General features: G+C 43.0%; 14 protein-coding genes. 11 read left to right on the top strand and 3 right to left on the bottom strand.

Annotated features, from left to right (window positions below; all coding sequences use genetic code 11):
- The first annotated feature begins 26 nt into the window (after positions 1-26).
- The 5 genes from AB5217_RS10785 (at position 27) to AB5217_RS10765 (ending at position 7945) form a co-directional block, all read left to right on the top strand.
- Complete coding sequence (locus AB5217_RS10785) at positions 27-1733, top strand: S8 family serine peptidase (RefSeq protein WP_004309840.1); 1707 nt, start codon at positions 27-29, stop codon at positions 1731-1733.
- 9 nt (positions 1734-1742) lie between these two features.
- Positions 1743-2885 (top strand): aspartyl protease family protein, encoded by a 1143-nt coding sequence (locus AB5217_RS10780; protein WP_004309842.1) that lies wholly within the window; start codon positions 1743-1745, stop codon positions 2883-2885.
- A complete protein-coding gene (locus tag AB5217_RS10775; protein ID WP_008775499.1) occupies positions 2872-4047 on the top strand; it encodes a pepsin/retropepsin-like aspartic protease family protein in 1176 nt (391 codons plus the stop codon). Before AB5217_RS10780 ends, AB5217_RS10775 begins: the two co-directional genes overlap by 14 nt.
- Positions 4048-4067: 20 nt before the next feature.
- Entirely contained in the window at positions 4068-5357 is a 1290-nt protein-coding gene (locus AB5217_RS10770; protein ID WP_008775498.1) for a thioredoxin domain-containing protein, read from the top strand.
- A 158-nt stretch (positions 5358-5515) separates the two neighbouring features.
- Positions 5516-7945 (top strand): beta-N-acetylhexosaminidase, encoded by a 2430-nt coding sequence (locus AB5217_RS10765; RefSeq protein ID WP_022199639.1) that lies wholly within the window; start codon positions 5516-5518, stop codon positions 7943-7945.
- 169 nt (positions 7946-8114) lie between these two features.
- Here the strand turns inward: AB5217_RS10765 and trxB are convergent, their stop codons facing one another.
- From trxB to AB5217_RS10750, 3 genes are read right to left on the bottom strand one after another with little or no spacing between them, the layout of a single operon-like run.
- Entirely contained in the window at positions 8115-9065 is a 951-nt protein-coding gene (gene trxB / locus AB5217_RS10760; protein WP_004309849.1) for a thioredoxin-disulfide reductase, read from the bottom strand.
- Between the two features lie 36 nt (positions 9066-9101).
- The gene (locus tag AB5217_RS10755; RefSeq protein WP_004309851.1) at positions 9102-9749 is read right to left on the bottom strand and encodes a LolA-like putative outer membrane lipoprotein chaperone; all 648 of its coding nucleotides are present in this window, start codon (positions 9747-9749) and stop codon (positions 9102-9104) included.
- 19 nt (positions 9750-9768) lie between these two features.
- Positions 9769-12261 (bottom strand): DNA translocase FtsK, encoded by a 2493-nt coding sequence (locus AB5217_RS10750; RefSeq protein ID WP_004309853.1) that lies wholly within the window; start codon positions 12259-12261, stop codon positions 9769-9771.
- A gap of 125 nt (positions 12262-12386) precedes the next feature.
- Between AB5217_RS10750 and AB5217_RS10745 the strand changes: the two genes are divergently transcribed.
- The 6 genes from AB5217_RS10745 to AB5217_RS10720 all read left to right on the top strand — a co-directional run bounded on the left by AB5217_RS10745 (position 12387) and on the right by AB5217_RS10720 (position 17929).
- The gene (locus tag AB5217_RS10745; RefSeq protein ID WP_004304614.1) at positions 12387-13052 is read left to right on the top strand and encodes a DUF5063 domain-containing protein; all 666 of its coding nucleotides are present in this window, start codon (positions 12387-12389) and stop codon (positions 13050-13052) included.
- A gap of 2 nt (positions 13053-13054) precedes the next feature.
- A complete protein-coding gene (locus tag AB5217_RS10740; RefSeq protein ID WP_004301815.1) occupies positions 13055-13714 on the top strand; it encodes a 3'-5' exonuclease in 660 nt (219 codons plus the stop codon).
- A gap of 63 nt (positions 13715-13777) precedes the next feature.
- Entirely contained in the window at positions 13778-14956 is a 1179-nt protein-coding gene (locus tag AB5217_RS10735; RefSeq protein WP_004304613.1) for a class I SAM-dependent rRNA methyltransferase, read from the top strand.
- A gap of 408 nt (positions 14957-15364) precedes the next feature.
- Complete coding sequence (locus AB5217_RS10730; protein WP_004301812.1) at positions 15365-16615, top strand: nucleoside permease; 1251 nt, start codon at positions 15365-15367, stop codon at positions 16613-16615.
- Between the two features lie 13 nt (positions 16616-16628).
- Positions 16629-17222, top strand: coding sequence for a bifunctional nuclease family protein (locus tag AB5217_RS10725; RefSeq protein WP_004301811.1), 594 nt, complete (start codon positions 16629-16631; stop codon positions 17220-17222).
- Between the two features lie 8 nt (positions 17223-17230).
- On the top strand, positions 17231-17929 hold the full coding sequence (locus tag AB5217_RS10720; protein ID WP_004309858.1) for a 16S rRNA (uracil(1498)-N(3))-methyltransferase: 699 nt from the start codon (positions 17231-17233) through the stop codon (positions 17927-17929).
- The last annotated feature ends 2 nt before the right edge of the window (positions 17930-17931 follow it).

Genomic DNA, 17931 nt, shown 5'->3' with positions numbered 1-17931 from the left:
CTATATAAATTATAACTCTTTCGACAATGAAGAAACTTATATTTCCAATCGTATGCTGTTTTATCAGCATGACAGTATCAGCCCAGTTAGTCAAACAGCAGGCAGAAACACAAAAAAAACAATCCGAACTGGACTGGTTTAACTGTTCTTTCGACCAGGACAGTGTATACGGAGCTGAAGTAAACAAAGCTTATGATTACTTGAATGCCAACAAAAAGAAAGCAAAGAAAAGACCGGTTGTTGCATTGATCGGAACAGGAATGGACGTAGAACACGAAGATCTGAAACAGGCTATCTGGGTGAATCCCAAAGAAAAACTAAACCAGAAAGACGATGACAAGAATGGTTGGATAGACGACATCAATGGTTGGAATTTCATCGGTGGCAAAGACGGTCAGGTCATGGAATCTCTGACACGCGAAGGAGAACGTGAATTTTTCCGTCTGAAAGATAAATATGCAGATTATATCTTTGACGGAAAGAAATATTATAAAATCATTAACGGAAAACGTCAGGAAGTACCCGCACCGGAAAATTTGGAAGAATACAATTACTATCGTTATAAAGTAATGCCTGAATCCAGAATCGGTGGTTCATACGGTGGACTGCAACTCTCTTATGTCATTGAAGAATATATTGAGAAGTTTGATAAGGACATGAAAAAGCGTTTCCCCGGAAAAGAGCTAACTGTCGATGATTTCCAGAGCTGCTATGATCCTAAGGCAGAAAGAGACAGCCTTTCTGAAATTGCTTTTGTTTTTACCGCTTATTCATTCAGCATTTACCAAACGGACAAATGGGATCTCGTATACCAAAGAATGGGGAAAAAAAGTGTGGAAACAGCTAAAACTTCCTATGAAGATGCTTTAAAGAAATACGGAACTGATAACCGGAAAGAAATTGTAGGTGATAATCCTCTGGATATTAACGACACGCATTACGGCAATAATGTACTGTTGACATCTGATGCGGCAACAGGCGTAATGAAGGCCGGCGTTATCGCAGCTAAACGTGACAACGGTATCGGAAGTAACGGTATTGCAGACAATGCAGAAATCATGACTTTACGCATCCACCCGGGAGAAGGAGAACCTTATTTAAAAGATATGGCACTGGCTATCCAGTATGCAGTAAACCATGGAGCGGATGTTATTTTATTGCCGGAACAAAATTCATTATACCCGGAAGAACAGAGACAATGGGTAGCAGATGCACTGAAAGAAGCTGAAAAGAAAGGAGCATTGGTAATAGTTCCGGTCTGGGATCTGTCAGCAGACATGGATAAAGACGAGTTTTTCCCTAACCGGAAGATGAGAAAAGACGGAGAACTTACCAATTTTATGGTGGTTGCTTCTTCAGACAAGAATGGAAATCCGGTATTGAACACCAATTACGGTGCAACTGCTCTCGATATTTATGCTCCGGGAACAGACATTTATTCATCTTATATGGGTGACACTTATCAAAAAGGAACTGGAGAAGGAATGGCTTCGGCTACTGTAGCCGGTGTAGCTGCCTTAGTGAAATCATATTTTCCTAAATTAACCGGCTCGCAAATCCGTGACATACTACTGAAGAGTGTCACTTCACGCAAAGGGGTGGAAGTGGAAAAAGGAATCCGCGTAAACGACAGTCCTTCACAAGACTTGTTCCTTTTCGATGATTTGTGTATTTCCGGAGGTATTGTAAACGCTTATCAGGCAATTTTGGAAGCAGAAAAAGTCAGCAAATAAAATTAGCTTATGAAGTATACGACTCGTATGATAGGAACCGTCGTCGCCTTTTGCATGGCGGTTCCTGTATTCGCCCAACAATATAAGGCAACCATACCTTACCGGATGGTAGGTGAAAAGATGATTATCGAAATGAAAGTGAACGGCACGGCACGTCCTTTCATATTTGATACGGGAGGACGTACGGCACTCACGACTCAAGCCTGCCAGGCACTGCAAATGGCAGCCACCGACTCGACTAAAGTAACGGATGTGAATAACGTGGAAAGCTATTACAAGACTACCCGGATAGAGAACCTGACTACCCCCGACCATGTTATTAATTTCAAAAATGCTCCGTCACTGGTCATTGATGAAGTAAAAGGCTGGGAATGTTTTGGAGTAGATGGCATCATCGGCAGTGATTTATTCGCCAACACCATTGTCACTATTGATTCACAAGCCAAAAATATTATAGTTACCTCTGCTGAAAAGCCATCGACAGTGTCTTTACGAAAGATGTTGAATTTCACCAAAGGGGGCGGTATGCCGATCGTCAGCGTACAGATAGCTCCGGTCAGCAATATAAATGTATTATTTGATACTGGTAGTCCCAGCCTGTTATCACTTATCGAAAGTGATTTTGAAAAAATCAAACCGGAAGCCTCTATGGAAGTGGTTTCCGAAGGGTATGGAGAAGGGAGTATCGGAGTATCCGGTCAGGCGGACAAAGCTTCTTCTTACAGGGTTCGTATTCCATTGCTATCAGTCGGAGCCACCAAATTCCGTAACGTAACAACCAGCACCAACAATCACCCTTACACATTATTGGGTGTCAAACTGTTGCAATACGGTAAAGTGACCATCGACTATCCACGCGGAAGATTCTATTTCGAAGCATTTCAACCGGACAATGAAATAAACAATCAAGGTAACAATTTTGACTTAACGGTCAAAGACGGAGATTTGTTTGTATCTACCGTATGGAGCAGTACGAAAGGTAAGATAGCAGTCGGAGACAAGGTAGTTAAAATCAATGGCAAACCTGCTAAGAAATATGACTTCTGCGAAAGTATTCTGAACGGAATACCGGAATTGAAAGAGAAAAAGAAGACGAAACTGACGATTGAGACAGCTTCCGGAGTAAAGGATATTATCTATGAAAAAGAATAATATGAAAAGTATAGGAATACTGACCGGCTTATGGCTGCTATTATTTCTAAACTGCGGACAAAGAATGGCAGCGCAAATCCGGAATAAGGTTTGCGACACCATTCCTTATGAGTTTATACAAGAGAAAATCATTATCCCCGTCACTGTTAACGGTATAAAAGTGAAATATATCGTCGATACGGGAGGAAGAACCGGAACGATGTATGATGCCGCAACGGAAATGAAAGCTACTGCCGCAGGATATATGCGTATCTCCGATGTGAATGCACAAGGCTCCAATTATCAGGAAGCGCACGTACAGAATGTTTCTATCGGGGAAAACTATAAAATCAAGCAGTTGAAGACGATGGTACTGCCTAAGAATCCATTCTTCACCGGACTAGGGGTTGTCGGTATTCTTGGAGGAGACGCTTTCGCACAGTCGGTAGTCACATTCGATTCCCGTTCTAAAATAATGGTTATCAATTATCCGTATCGTCCCGAAGGACTAAAAGTAACGGATGGGATTCCGCTGTTGGATGAGACGGATCATCACTCCATTGTCAATGTCCGCTTAGGGGACAATGACTTCAAGGTTCTGTTCGATACAGGTGCGGGAGGCTTTCTGCTTTATTCTACAGAAGATTATGAAAGGCTGTCTGACATTTCGAAAGTTACTAACCATGGATATGGTATCGTAGCTGCCGGAATAACAGGTCTAGGCAAGCCGGTGGATATAAAGAAGGTGACTGTTCCTCCTATCAACATCATGGGGAAAGAATTCACGAACGTGGGTAGTACGACCACAGTGATGAATGGAAGCATCATCGGGGTGGATTTACTGGAATACGGTAAAGTAATTATCGATTATATGCGCAGACGATTCTACTTTTTCCCGTTTGAAGAAGGAAAAACCGACATGGGCGGTGCTCCCGCTCTCTGGAACGTGAGTATTCTGCCACGCAATGACAGATTCGAAATTACAACGATCTGGGACAGCATGAAAGATAAAGTTGCTTTCGGCGACCAGGTGATTAACATCAACGGTACTTCTTTGGACGATTGTCCCATGAGCCAAATGGCTGTGGAAGATATCATGAACGCCATCCGCGGTGATACCGGTTATATTATTGTCAAGAAAGACAATCAAGAGAAAAAGATTGAAATCAGGAAAGAGAAATAAACTTTAAACAGAAAAAAGATATGAAGCGAATAATAACAAAGATGTATCTCTGTCTACTTGCATTTTGTATTGCCGGAGGAATCAGTGCACAGACACAGAACAGTATGACAGAGGTCATTCCATTCAAAACCATTGATGGAAAGATTATCGTAGAAGCCGCCATTAATGGCGAAGTGGCAGACTTCGTCCTCGATCTGTCAGGACATAACGCCCTGCTTCCTGAGGCTCTCAAGAAGTTACGCATCGACACGGGGAAGAACGGTACTTTTAGTGCTTATCAGGATTTTGTATTCAAACAAGTACCTGTTGGAAAAGTATATGAAATGGCAACAGTTGCTATTGGCAACAACACGTTTAACAACGATCTGCCTGCTTTCACTCTGGAAGACGAACCATATCTGCGCAAGCTGGGAGTGATGGGTGTATTAAGCGGTGCTATTTTCCGCACTTCCGTTCTGACTATTGATATGCAGCGGAAAAAACTCACAATTACGCAGCCCTATCGTCCTTCTTACATGAAATTAAACTACCGGGAGAACTTTGAGCTAATTACAGGATTAGGAATCGTATGTCCAATATCCATTCAGGGAAAACCCGTTTCTCTTGTTCTGGATACATGGAGCGAAGGATTAGTGAATCTTACCGAAAAAGATTTCAATACATGGAGCACACAATATACCAAAGGAACCAACCAAAAAGTTTCCAATGGATATAAAGAAGCGACTCAAGAAGAGGAAAGCCTCATCTTACCTGAAACCATGTTTGTAAAAACAAAGATTGAGGATGCCATGGCAGTGAAGAATCCATACCTGAAACGCTCCGTATTAGGCAAAAAGATACTGGACTACGGAATCATATCCATTGACTATATTCATCAGAAAATTTATTTCCAGCCGTTTGACATGGTTCCTATACCGGAAGCGGAAGCTAAAGTAACGGAAACTAAAGTTGAAGACGGTAAACTGAATCCGATTACCCGCCAATTCTTCCTCGAACACATCTTCGACTACAGAAAAGGGAACGATTTCGTTTATAATGGCGAGAAACCGGTTATAATTGATTTCTGGGCAACTTGGTGTGGACCTTGCATGCGCTTACTTCCGGAAATGGAAAAGCTGGCTGAAAAGTATAAAGGTAAAGTTGTATTCTACAAGGTTAATGCGGACAAAGAAAAGGATTTATGCAATCACTTCGGTGTACAGGCATTGCCTACCTTATTCTTCATACCTGCAGGCGGCAAACCGATTATTGAAGTCGGAGCTACTCCGGAGAAGTACGTACAAATCATCGAAGAGCAACTACTGAAATAAAAACTCTCTCTTAATTATATAACTACATTAATCTGAAACTTTAGCTAAAAGCCGGACATCATTCCGGCTTTTTTTATTTCCATATTATTGGAACTTATCATATAAACAAGTACATTTGCCCTGTCAAATCTATTTATAACTTAACACACATTTTGACCATGAAGAAAAGTATTTCTCTTCTTCTTTTGTCCTTGCTAATGATTACCCCCAGTTGCCAGAAGACAAAAGAAGCGGCGAACGAGTACAACATCGTTCCCAAACCCAACCAGATTCTTCCACAGGAAGGACGCTTTGAACTAAACAACAAAGTCTGCCTCGTAGTTCCCTCGGATGCTCCGGAAGTAAAAAGCATTGCCGACAGCCTGGCCGAACAACTAAAACTGACAGCAGGAATCTCCTTGAAAGAAGCTGAAAGTGCAGATGGAAAAACGGCGATCTCTTTTGTTGTACAGGAAGGTATGCCGAAAGAAGGTTATAAATTATCGGTCACTCCCAGTCTCATTACACTCACCGCTTCCCAGCCAAACGGATTCTTTTATGGAGTGCAGACTCTTTATCAGTTACTCCCTCCGGCAATTTACGGAAAGCAGTTGGATAAGAAAGCTGACTGGTCGGTTCCTGCCGTAGAAATTGAAGATTCACCCCGTTTTGTTCATCGCGGACTCATGTTGGATGTTTGCCGCCATTATGTACCGATTGACTACATTTACAAGTTTATCGACTTACTGGCTATGAACAAGATGAATGTCTTCCACTGGCATTTGACAGACGATCAGGGATGGAGAATCGAGATCAAGAAATATCCCAAATTGACGGGAATCGGTTCCAAACGTGAAAAGACATTAGTAGACTATTACTATGTAAACTATCCGCAAGTATTCGACGGAAAAGAACATGGAGGTTATTATACACAGGAGCAAATCAAAGATGTAGTGGCTTATGCTGCAAGTAAATACATCAATGTTGTTCCCGAAATAGAAATGCCGGGACATGCATTGGCTGCACTTGCCGCCTATCCGGAATTGTCATGCGACTCTACACAGACTTACAAAGTATCTCCTACCTGGGGAGTATTCGAACAGGTATTCTGTCCGAGTGAAACGACTTTCAAATTCTTTGAAGGAGTGATGGATGAAGTTATAGAATTATTCCCCAGCGAATACATTCACATCGGTGGCGATGAATGTCCCAAGACAGCGTGGAAGAACAGTGCTTTCTGCCAGCAGTTAATCCGCCAGTTAGGGTTGAAAGATGATACAACTCCCAGTAAGATAGACGGAATAAAGCACAGCAAAGAAGATAAGTTGCAGAGCTATTTCGTTACCCGTATGGAGAAATACCTGAATAGCAAAGGCAAAAACATCATTGGCTGGGATGAAATTCTCGAAGGTGGTCTGGCTCCCAATGCGACTGTTATGTCATGGCGCGGTGTAGAAGGCGGTATGAACGCAGCCAAAGCAGGGCATAATGCCATCATGACTCCGAATCCTTATGTATATCTGGACTACTATCAGGAAGAGCCGGAAATTGCTCCGACTACTATTGGCGGATACAATACCTTGAAGAAAACATATAGCTATAACCCTGTTCCGGACGACGCTGACGAGCTTGCCAAGAAGCATATCATCGGAATACAAGGTAATATTTGGAGAGAATATATGCAGACTTCAGAACGTACAGACTACCAAGCTTTCCCACGTGCAATGGCTATCGCCGAAACGGCCTGGACACAAAACGCAAACAAAGACTGGAAGAATTTCTGCGAACGGATGGTGACTGAATTTGAACGTTTGAAAGTTATGAACACCCAACCTTGTCTCAACTTCTATGACGTAAATATAAATACGCACGCAGATGAAAACGGCCCTTTAATGGTATTGCTGGAAAGTTTCTACCCGAATGCGGAAATCCGGTATACAACGGACGGCAGCGAACCGTCCAAAGTGTCCATCTTATATGAAAAGCCTTTCGTTCTTGAAGGTAATATCGACCTGAAAGCCGCTGCTTTCAAAGACGGAAAGATGTTGGGCAAAGTAGCTCACAAGCCACTGTATGGCAATTTATTGACAGGAAAGTCCTATACGGTTAATTATACGATGGGATGGACAGGCGATATATTCGATGAAAACGATGTATTAGGAGCTGACAAAACCACCTTTGGACTGACCAACGGCAAACGAGGCAATAATGCTTCTTATACTCCGTGGTGTAGTTTTGGCATCGTGGAGGGTAAGGACTTGGAATTTATCGTTCATCTGGATAAACCGACACAAGTCAGCAAAGTTATTTTCGGTTCTTTATTCAATCCTGCCATGAGAATTCTTCCTGCAGAAGGAGTTGCTGTAGAAGTATCAGCAGACGGCAAGCAATACACACGGATAGCCGAAAAAGCTTTGAAACACGATTATCCGGAAACAGGAAGAATTGCATTCACCGATTCCATTGAATTTGAACCGGCACAGGCTACATTCCTGAAAGTCAAAATCAAGAATGGCGGCACACTGCGTAATGGTGTCAACTTTGAAAAGAATAACGGGCCGGAAATCATTCCTGCCGAATTATGGATAGATGAAATAGAAGCGTATTAACCAAAGACAATCGACAAATATTGTTCGAAAAGCTTTGAGTTTATAAAATAAAGGGGAGCAAGACTCCCCTCTCAACAAAATCACCCACGCTACAGATTAAACTCTAGCGTGGGTGATTTTCATATTCATAAGGGTTTTAATACCCTCCTATGGTCGGATATAAACCGGATTAAATGAGTCCTTTGGCAGAAAGATAACGTTCTGCTTCCAAAGCAGCTTTGCAACCACTTCCCGCAGCCGTAATAGCCTGACGATAATGCGGATCGGCAACATCTCCTGCCGCAAAAACTCCGGGAACTTTTGTACGAGGACTATCACCTTCCGTGATGATATAACCCACTTCGTCCGTATCAACATATTCTTTAAATATTTCAGTATTCGGTTGATGTCCGATAGCCAGGAAGAAACCGTCGATAGGCAAGCTGTAACGTTCTTCATCCGGTTCGCCCCAACGTTTCACCAGATTTACACCTTCTACCCCATTGTCGCCAAACAAACCAACTGCGTTGTGTTCAAAAAGAACTTCTATTTTCTCGTGGTTCATTACTCGTTCCTGCATAATCTTCGATGCGCGCAGGAAAGGTTTGCGGACAATCAGATATACTTTGGATGCAAGTCCGGCAAGATAAACAGCTTCTTCACACGCTGTATCACCGCCACCGACTACAGCTACAACTTTCTTACGATAGAAAAATCCGTCACAAGTAGCGCAAGCACTTACCCCCATTCCGGCATATTTCTTCTCATCCTCCAGTCCCAGATATTTAGCAGTAGCTCCGGTAGCAATAATCAATGATTCTGTTTCAATAACCTTATCACCGTCGATTGTTATTTTATAAGGAGCTTTGCTCAAATCGGCCGCCGTAGCAATACCGAAACGAATGTCTGTTCCGAAACGGCTTGCTTGTGCACGCAAGTCTTCCATCAACTGCGGACCACTGATTCCTTCCGGATAACCGGGGAAGTTCTCCACATCCGTAGTAGTAGTCAACTGGCCACCCGGTTGCAATCCTTCATAAAGTACCGGACATAAATTTGCACGTCCTGCATAAATCGCTGCCGTATATCCGGCAGGTCCTGAACCTATAATCAGGCATTTTACTTTTTCTATTTCTGCCATTTTAATTTATCTTTTTCGTTTTGTTATAAACGTATATTATCTCAAATCTATCACTTCCGCATTGGGATATTGCTTTTTATCAAACGTAAAAACCTGATCCGCATAATTCTGCTTTGTCTGATAACTTGTAATGGTTATCTCATTACGTGTCTGTTGACCACGCTGTTGAAGCAAAATATACAAAGGTTCATAAGTATCCTTCGTCACAAAAAGAGTGATACGTTCCAACTCCTGTTTCTTATCTCTGGCAGTCAAAACGACTTCCCAAACAGCTTTTCCACGATACATCTTAGTTGCTCCCAACTTATAAGAGAATCCTTTCTGATACATATATAGAAATGTATACGGATTAATCTGCTGCAACTCTTCCTGTGTCGGATTGCTGACGTTCACTTCATCATTCTTTGTCATATAACTCCACTGCGTTTTTCCATCAAACCAAGTGATGATATCCGACGTTTTCAGTACGAATTTCTCTCCTTTCAACTGAATCGTTCCATTTTCAACACCTTCTACCAGACCGTTCGTCACAGCCTTTACAGTAAAATCGGCCTTTACACCACCTGCTTTACGAAACGCCTCTGCCGTCTTATCAAGAATGACTTTAGCCTGCGACTGCTGTTGTTGGGCAATCACAGGCAAAGACAGTAAAGCTATTAAAACACTAAAAATGTATTTTCTCATTTGATTAATAAACGAACGGTTACTGTAAATTGTTCAATCGCATTTCAAGATCATTATCATCCATGCACAAGACATCGCGTGCCTTGCTTCCCTGGGTAGGGCCTACGATTCCCGCTTTTTCGAGTTGGTCCATAATACGTCCGGCACGGTTGTAACCGATAGCGAATTTACGCTGAATTAACGAAGTGGAACCTTGCTGATGGATCACTACCAGTCGGGCTGCATCTTCGAACAACGGATCAAGCCGTCCCATATCAATATCTCCTACTTCACTACCACCATCTTCGCTCACGAACTCTGGCAGGAAGAACGGAGTAGGATAACTTTGCTGACGGGCAATAAACTTCGTAATTTCCTCCACTTCCGGCGTATCGATAAAGGCACACTGCACACGCACCGGATCGGCTCCCTGCAAGAAGAGCATATCCCCCTTACCAATCAAACGGTTAGCACCCGGACGGTCGAGAATAGTACGGGAGTCCATCATGGCAGATACACGGAATGCGATACGTGCCGGGAAGTTGGCTTTGATCGTACCTGTAATAATATTAGTAGTCGGACGCTGTGTAGCGATAATCATGTGGATGCCGACAGCACGCGCCAACTGTGCAATACGGGCAATCGGAAGTTCCACTTCCTTACCGGCGGTCATAATCAAATCTCCGAACTCGTCAATCACCACTACGATATACGGCATAAACTTATGTCCCTTTTCCGGATTCAGGCGGCGGTTGATAAATTTCTCGTTATATTCTTTGATATTACGCACATGTGCCATCTTCAAAAGGTCATAACGGGTATCCATCTCCACACAAACCGAGTTCAGGGTTTGCACTACTTTCGTTACGTCCGTAATAATCGGTTCGCCTCCATCAGGAAGTTTGGCAAGGAAGTGATTTTCAATCACCGAATAGATGCTGAATTCTACTTTCTTCGGGTCGACCAGTACAAACTTCAATTCTGCCGGATGCTTCTTATATAATAAGGAAGTGATAATGGCATTCAAACCGACTGATTTACCCTGACCGGTTGCACCTGCCACCAATACGTGCGGCATCTTGCAAAGGTCGAACATAAAGACTTCGTTCGTGATCGTCTTACCCAATACAATAGGCAAGTCATATTTGGATTCCTGGAATTTCTTGCTTCCGATCACACTCTGTCCGGAAACAATCTTCGGATTCTTGTTCGGTACTTCAATACCGATGGTTCCTTTACCCGGTATCGGAGCAATAATACGGATACCATCAGCGGAAAGGCTCAATGCGATATCATCTTCCAAACCACGGATTTTAGAAATACGTACTCCCTGTTCCGGAGTAATTTCATATAGAGTTACCGTAGGTCCCACAGTTGCTTTAATCGTACTGATTTCGATTCCGAAGCTGCGCAATGTATTGATGATGCGGTCTTTATTTGCATTCTGCTCGTCCATGTCAATCGTCGGATCATCATTTTCAAAATGCTTCATCAAATCGATAGTCGGGAAACGGTAGTTTTCCAAGTCCTTAGTAGGATTATACGGTTCGAGTTCAGGTCCTTGGTATTCTTCTTCCGAAGCTGCCGGTTCCACCTCAAATCCGGGTTCCGCCTCTTCCAAAGAGTCTTCCTGCACAATAGGAACAGGATTGGAAACAGTCGGTTCAAATACCATAGTCACTCCTTCACTTTCGTCAGATACGGAAGTATCTTCCTTTTCCGGTTTATTAATAGGAAAGTCGTCTTCAGGTTCTTCAGCCTGAATATCCATCACTGGTGCCGGAGGAGGTGTCTGTTTATACGTCCGTTTCAAATTGAACTCCACTTCTTGCGGTTGGGAGGTCGTAAATTCCGGATCTCCTTCTCCTTCCGGAACATTCTCCTTTTCTTCTTTCTTTTCGCGTTTCAGGAAACTCAATGCGAAGAGTTTACGCAACCAGATGACGGTACGTGCACTTATATATATGAAGAAACAGATAGCCGTTATCAACAGGATCATCCACACACCGGGTACTCCAACTTGCGAAATCAGCCAACGACTGACATTATATCCGTGCATACCTCCCAAATAAATGAAGGAATCCTGATAATGATCCATAAAGGCAAATCCGAAGAATACGGAGAACCAGACCAGCAAGAGTGTGCAGCCGATAAACCACTTCCACAGACGTACAACACGTACACGCATTAACTTCAATCCTGCCACTGCCAGGAAAACAAGTATGAAGAAAGAGGAAACGCCGAAACAGTCATTAATCAGATAACTGGCCAACTGCGCTCCGCGTGAACCTGCATAATTCTTCACTTGATTATTAACAGCTGCCAAATCTGCCGAACTGCCACTATCAATAATACTTTGATCGGCAGCCCCCGTGAAGAAGAAGGAAGAAAAAGCCAACAACAGGTAAACGGAAAAGATGACCAGCATCAATCCGATTACAAAATGAATGGTTTCATTCTTAAATACAGCCAAAATTTTACTGGGGGAAGAGGGAGTACGTTCCGCCTCCTTATCTAATTTCTTCTTTGCCATGAGTCTTTAATTCTTTTTTATAAAACTGGAATGAGATTCTAAGCTGCAAAAATAATAAAAAAATAACGAGCACTACGCTCATTCAATCCTTTTTCTTACCTTTGCGTTTCAAATCAATATAGATCATGGAAAAAGAAAGCCAAACGATATTTGATAAAAACGTAATTGAGTTCGTAACGGTAGCTGCCGAATTTTGTGCATTTCTCGAACGTGCCGAACGCATGAAGCGTAGCACTTTCGTTGATACATCATTAAAAATACTTCCCCTACTCTATCTCAAAGCATCTATGCTGCCCAAATGTGAGACTATCGGGGACGAAGCACTTGAAACGTATGTCACAGAAGAGATTTACGAAATTCTGCGTATCAACCTTTCCGGATTGATGGCTGACAAGGATGATTATCTGGACGTATTCGTGCAAGATATGGTGTATAGCGACCAACCTATCAAGAAGTCTATATCGGAAGACCTGGCCGACATTTATCAGGATATTAAAGATTTCATATTTGTCTTCCAACTGGGACTGAACGAAACAATGAATGATTCATTGGCCATCTGCCAGGAAAACTTCGGTACACTGTGGGGACAGAAACTGGTAAACACACTTCGCGCCCTTCATGACGTGAAATACAACCAGGAGGAAGAAGAAGAGGAAGTAGGTAATGAAGAAGGATTTTACGAACCAAGCGACGACAACGATTGTTGTGAAGAAGATGGCTGTCATTGCCACGATGATGATTGCCACTGTCACGAAGACGGTTGCCATTGCCACGATGATGAATTAAAATAAAAATGATTGTAAGAAGAACCATAGATAAAGATGAACTAAAAGAACTCCCGAAAACAGTCTTTCCGGGACGTATTTATGTTATCCAGTCGGAAGCTGAAACGGAAAAAGCTGTAGCTTACCTCCAATCCAGACCAGTGATAGGTATCGACAGCGAAACTCGCCCTTCCTTTACCAAAGGACAATCGCACAAAGTAGCACTTCTCCAGATTTCTTCCGAAGAATGCTGTTTCTTATTCCGGCTCAATATGACGGGATTGACTCAGCCATTGGTTGACTTGTTAGAAAATCCGGCTGTAATCAAAGTGGGACTTTCACTGAAAGACGACTTTATGATGCTGCACAAACGTGCACCTTTCACCCAACAAAGCTGTATCGAATTACAGGACTATGTGCGTCAATTCGGAATACAGGACAAAAGTCTGCAAAAGATTTACGCCATCTTATTCAAAGAAAAAATATCCAAATCACAACGCTTGTCCAACTGGGAAGCTGATGTATTAAGTGACGGACAGAAACAATACGCTGCTACCGATGCATGGGCATGCCTCAATATCTACAATCTGTTGCAAGAACTGAAACAGACGGGAGATTGGGAGGTTTCTCCGCTGACAGCTACTGTCTCTCCCGCGGAAGAAGTGATAAGTAATAAAATAAGTGATTAATAACCAATAATAAAACGATCTGAAGCCCTCCCCCTTGGGAGAGGGTTGAGGAAAGACTACATTATGCATAAAGTATATCTCAAACCTGGTAAAGAAGATTCTCTTAAGAGATTCCACCCCTGGATTTTTTCCGGTGCTATCGCTCGTTTTGACGGAGAGCCCGATGAAGGTGAAGTTGTAGAAGTGTACACCTCAAAAAAAGAATTTATTGCCGAAGGACATTTCCAGATCGGAAGTATTGCTGTGCGCGTACTGTCTTTCCGCCAGGAACCTATCGATCACGATTTTTGGAAACGCAAACTGGAAATTGCATACGATATGCGCCGCAGTATCGGCATCGCCACTAATCCGACCAACAACACTTACCGTCTCGTTCACGGTGAAGGAGACAATCTCCCCGGACTGGTGATTGACGTTTATGCCAAAACCGCTGTTATGCAGGCACACTCTGCGGGAATGCATGTAGACCGCATGACAATTGCCGAAGCTTTATCCGAAGTAATGGGTGACAAGATCGAAAATATCTATTATAAATCAGAAACAACTCTTCCTTTTAAGGCAGACCTTTTCCCCGAAAACGGTTTTCTGAAAGGAGGAAGCAGTGATAATATCGCACAAGAATATGGCTTGAAGTTCCATGTGGACTGGCTGAAAGGTCAGAAGACCGGATTCTTTGTAGATCAGCGTGAAAACCGTTCTTTGCTGGAACGTTACGCCAAAGACCGTTCGGTACTGAATATGTTCTGCTACACCGGCGGATTCTCATTCTACGCCATGCGCGGAGGTGCGAAACTCGTGCACTCTGTCGACAGTTCAGCCAAAGCGATTGATCTGACTAACAAAAACGTGGAATTAAACTTCCCCGGTGATTCCCGCCACGAGGCGTTTGCCGAGGACGCTTTCAAATATCTCGACCGCATGGGCGACCAGTATGATTTAATCATCCTTGATCCGCCCGCATTCGCCAAACATAAAGATGCACTGCGGAATGCTTTGCAAGGTTACCGTAAACTGAACGCCAAAGCATTCGAGAAAATCAAACCAGGCGGTATCCTGTTTACTTTCTCTTGTTCGCAAGTGGTAAGCAAAGACAATTTCCGTACTGCCGTATTTACCGCAGCAGCCATGTCAGGGCGTAGCGTACGCATTCTACACCAGCTGACTCAACCGGCCGACCATCCGGTAAACATCTATCATCCCGAAGGAGAATATCTGAAAGGATTGGTACTCTACGTAGAATAACCGGCAAGGTGCCGGAACCAAGTTTCCATTCGGATATCAGACATTTCTCCGGAAGTATGGCTGATTAGAGAGGGCAGTAACAGAAAAACGGAAGATTCAAAGTTAATTAGAGTTAACAAATAGAATATTTTCGAGAAAACATTATGTTGTATAACATAAACCCTATATCTTTGCATTGTGTTTTTCATGGTATTAGATTTAAGGTTAACAAAGATTGGCTGTCTGGGATAGATAGCCTTCTTTTTTTTATACCCCCTTCATTTGTTTTTTCACACCCAAATCTCATCTTTTCTTCGCATTTATGCCATTTTTATCCCCTTTTTATCAAATTACTTATCCACCTATTCAACGAAAATATTATATTTGCAAGGTTTATGAATGTGAAGAGAAACACAAATTAAAAAAGTCATGAGTATAAAAGTTCGTTTGATTATTATGAACTTCCTGCAATTCTTTGTATGGGGGTCATGGTTAATATCATTAGGTGGTTATATGGGAAGAGAACTTCATTTTGAAGGAGGACAAATCGGAGCCATTTTCGCCACCATGGGGATTGCCTCTTTGGTAATGCCGGGTATTATCGGTATTATTGCCGATAAATGGTTTAATGCAGAACGTTTATACGGACTTTGCCATATTGCAGGAGCAGGATGTCTCTTCTACGCTTCCACCGCAACGGGATACGACCAGATGTATTGGGCCATGTTACTCAACCTGTTGGTATATATGCCCACTTTATCCCTCGCCAACACGGTATCGTACAATGCACTGGAGCAATACAAATGTGACCTGATTAAAGACTTCCCTCCTATCCGCGTATGGGGAACAATCGGTTTTATTTGTGCCATGTGGGCTGTCGACCTTACCGGATTCAAGAATTCAAGTGCACAACTTTATGTAGGAGGTGCTTCCGCATTGCTACTCGGACTTTATTCATTTACGCTCCCGGCCTGTCGACCGGCTAAATCTGAAAACAAATCATGGCTCTCCGCTTTCGGACTGGATGCGCTGGTGTTATTCAAGAAAAAGAAAATGGCTATTTTCTTCCTTTTCTCCATGCTTCTAGGTGCAGCATTGCAGATTACGAATACTTACGGCGACCTTTTCCTAGGCAGTTTTGCCAGCATCCCTGAATATGCAGATTCTTTCGGAGTGAAACATTCAGTCATCCTGTTATCCATTTCACAGATGTCCGAAACATTGTTTATTCTTGCCATACCTTTCTTCCTGCGTCATTTCGGAATCAAACAAGTCATGCTAATCAGTATGTTCGCTTGGGTGTTCCGGTTCGGCCTGTTCGGTTTTGGAGATCCGGGATCAGGACTATGGATGCTGATCCTTTCCATGATTGTTTATGGTATGGCCTTTGATTTCTTCAACATTTCCGGTTCGTTGTTTGTTGAACAAGAAGCCAAATCTTCTATCCGTGCCAGTGCACAGGGCTTGTTCTTTATGATGACTAACGGATTGGGAGCCATCATGGGCGGATATGCCAGCGGTGCGGTAGTTGATGCATTCTCTGTATATGCCGACGGCAGACTGGTGAGTCGCGAATGGATGAACATTTGGCTGATCTTTGCCGCTTATGCGCTGGTAATCGGCATTCTGTTTGCCTTGGTATTCAAGTACAAACACCAGCAGGAGAGTAAAACAAATTAAGTAAAAGAGAACGATGGACAAAAAGGTAGAATTACAAGTTATAAATATCACGAACAGCCAGGCGCAAGTAGGCGCGTTTGCTATGCTATTGGGCGAAGTGGACGGTGAAAGGCAACTGCCTATCATCATCGGTCCAGCGGAAGCCCAGGCTACCGCTTTATATCTGAAAGGAGTGAAAACTCCCCGTCCGTTGACACATGATTTATTTATAACAAGTCTTACTATACTGGGAGCCAGCCTGATACGTGTATTAATTTACAAAGCAAAGGATGGTATTTTCTACTCCTATATTTACCTCAAAAAAGACGAAGAGATTATACGTATCGACGCACGGACTTCAGACGCAGTTGCCCTGGCAGTGCGTGCCGACTGCCCGATTCTTATTTATGAATCTATTCTTGAACAGGAATGTCTTCACATGTCGTCAGAAGAAAGAACCCGTTCTGAAGAAACGGACAACGACGAAGTGGCTGAAGAAGAACATGATTTGCCCGGTGCTACTTCCAGAACGCTTGAAGAAGCACTGGAACAGGCTATTAAAGATGAGAATTACGAGTTAGCCGCGCAGATACGCGATCAAATCAATTCAAGAAATAAAAATCAGTAAGTAATATTATGCACGTATTTTATACTCCAGATATACAGAAAAGCAACGAGCTTCCCGAAGAGGAAGCACAACACTGTATCCGTGTTCTGCGGCTAAGTATCGGAGACGAAATCACGCTTACCGATGGTAAGGGTAACTTCTACAAAGCTGAAATTACTGTTGCAACCAACAAACGTTGTTTCGTAAACATCAAAGAAACCATTTTTCAGGAACCGTTATGGCCGTGCCATTTACACATTGCCATGGCACCGACGAAGAATATGGACCGTAACGAATGGTTTGCAGAGAAAGCTACCGAAATAGGTTTTGACGAACTGACTTTCCTCAACTGCCGTTTCTCGGAACGTAAAGTCATCAAGACCGAACGGATTGAAAAGATTCTGGTATCAGCCATCAAACAATCTCTCAAGGCACGACTGCCAAAATTGAACGAAATGATTGAGTTCGATCAGTTCATCAGGCAGGAGTTTAAAGGACAGAAGTTTATCGCCCACTGTTATGAAGGGGAGAAACCTCTATTGAAGAATGTTCTGAAACCAGGAGAAGACGCCCTTGTTCTGATAGGTCCCGAGGGAGATTTCAGTGAAGAAGAAGTGAAGAAGGCCATCGAACGGGGATTCGTACCGATTAGTCTCGGCAAATCACGGCTCCGTACAGAAACAGCGGCATTGGTGGCCTGCCACACGCTGAATCTGCAAAATCAATAACA

Origin of the sequence: Bacteroides sp. MSSM.1001136sp1_RTP21357st2_D2_RTP21359_211015, assembly GCF_040913205.1 — a bacterium.
GTDB classification, from domain to species: Bacteria; Bacteroidota; Bacteroidia; order Bacteroidales; family Bacteroidaceae; genus Bacteroides; species Bacteroides ovatus.
This window is presented reverse-complemented; position numbering and strand designations above follow the sequence as displayed.

Excerpts from the sequence above, each read along its gene's own strand:
- AB5217_RS10740 (WP_004301815.1), top strand. The coding sequence starts at position 13,055 with ATGATTGTAAGAAGAACCATAGATAAAGATGAACTAAAAGAACTCCCG.
- AB5217_RS10755 (WP_004309851.1), bottom strand. The coding sequence starts at position 9,749 with ATGAGAAAATACATTTTTAGTGTTTTAATAGCTTTACTGTCTTTGCCT.
- AB5217_RS10730 (WP_004301812.1), top strand. The coding sequence starts at position 15,365 with ATGAGTATAAAAGTTCGTTTGATTATTATGAACTTCCTGCAATTCTTT.
- AB5217_RS10725 (WP_004301811.1), top strand. The coding sequence starts at position 16,629 with ATGGACAAAAAGGTAGAATTACAAGTTATAAATATCACGAACAGCCAG.
- AB5217_RS10720 (WP_004309858.1), top strand. The coding sequence starts at position 17,231 with ATGCACGTATTTTATACTCCAGATATACAGAAAAGCAACGAGCTTCCC.
- AB5217_RS10745 (WP_004304614.1), top strand. The coding sequence starts at position 12,387 with ATGGAAAAAGAAAGCCAAACGATATTTGATAAAAACGTAATTGAGTTC.
- AB5217_RS10750 (WP_004309853.1), bottom strand. The coding sequence starts at position 12,261 with ATGGCAAAGAAGAAATTAGATAAGGAGGCGGAACGTACTCCCTCTTCC.
- AB5217_RS10765 (WP_022199639.1), top strand. The coding sequence starts at position 5,516 with ATGAAGAAAAGTATTTCTCTTCTTCTTTTGTCCTTGCTAATGATTACC.
- trxB (WP_004309849.1), bottom strand. The coding sequence starts at position 9,065 with ATGGCAGAAATAGAAAAAGTAAAATGCCTGATTATAGGTTCAGGACCT.
- AB5217_RS10770 (WP_008775498.1), top strand. The coding sequence starts at position 4,068 with ATGAAGCGAATAATAACAAAGATGTATCTCTGTCTACTTGCATTTTGT.
- AB5217_RS10775 (WP_008775499.1), top strand. The coding sequence starts at position 2,872 with ATGAAAAAGAATAATATGAAAAGTATAGGAATACTGACCGGCTTATGG.
- AB5217_RS10780 (WP_004309842.1), top strand. The coding sequence starts at position 1,743 with ATGAAGTATACGACTCGTATGATAGGAACCGTCGTCGCCTTTTGCATG.
- AB5217_RS10785 (WP_004309840.1), top strand. The coding sequence starts at position 27 with ATGAAGAAACTTATATTTCCAATCGTATGCTGTTTTATCAGCATGACA.
- AB5217_RS10735 (WP_004304613.1), top strand. The coding sequence starts at position 13,778 with ATGCATAAAGTATATCTCAAACCTGGTAAAGAAGATTCTCTTAAGAGA.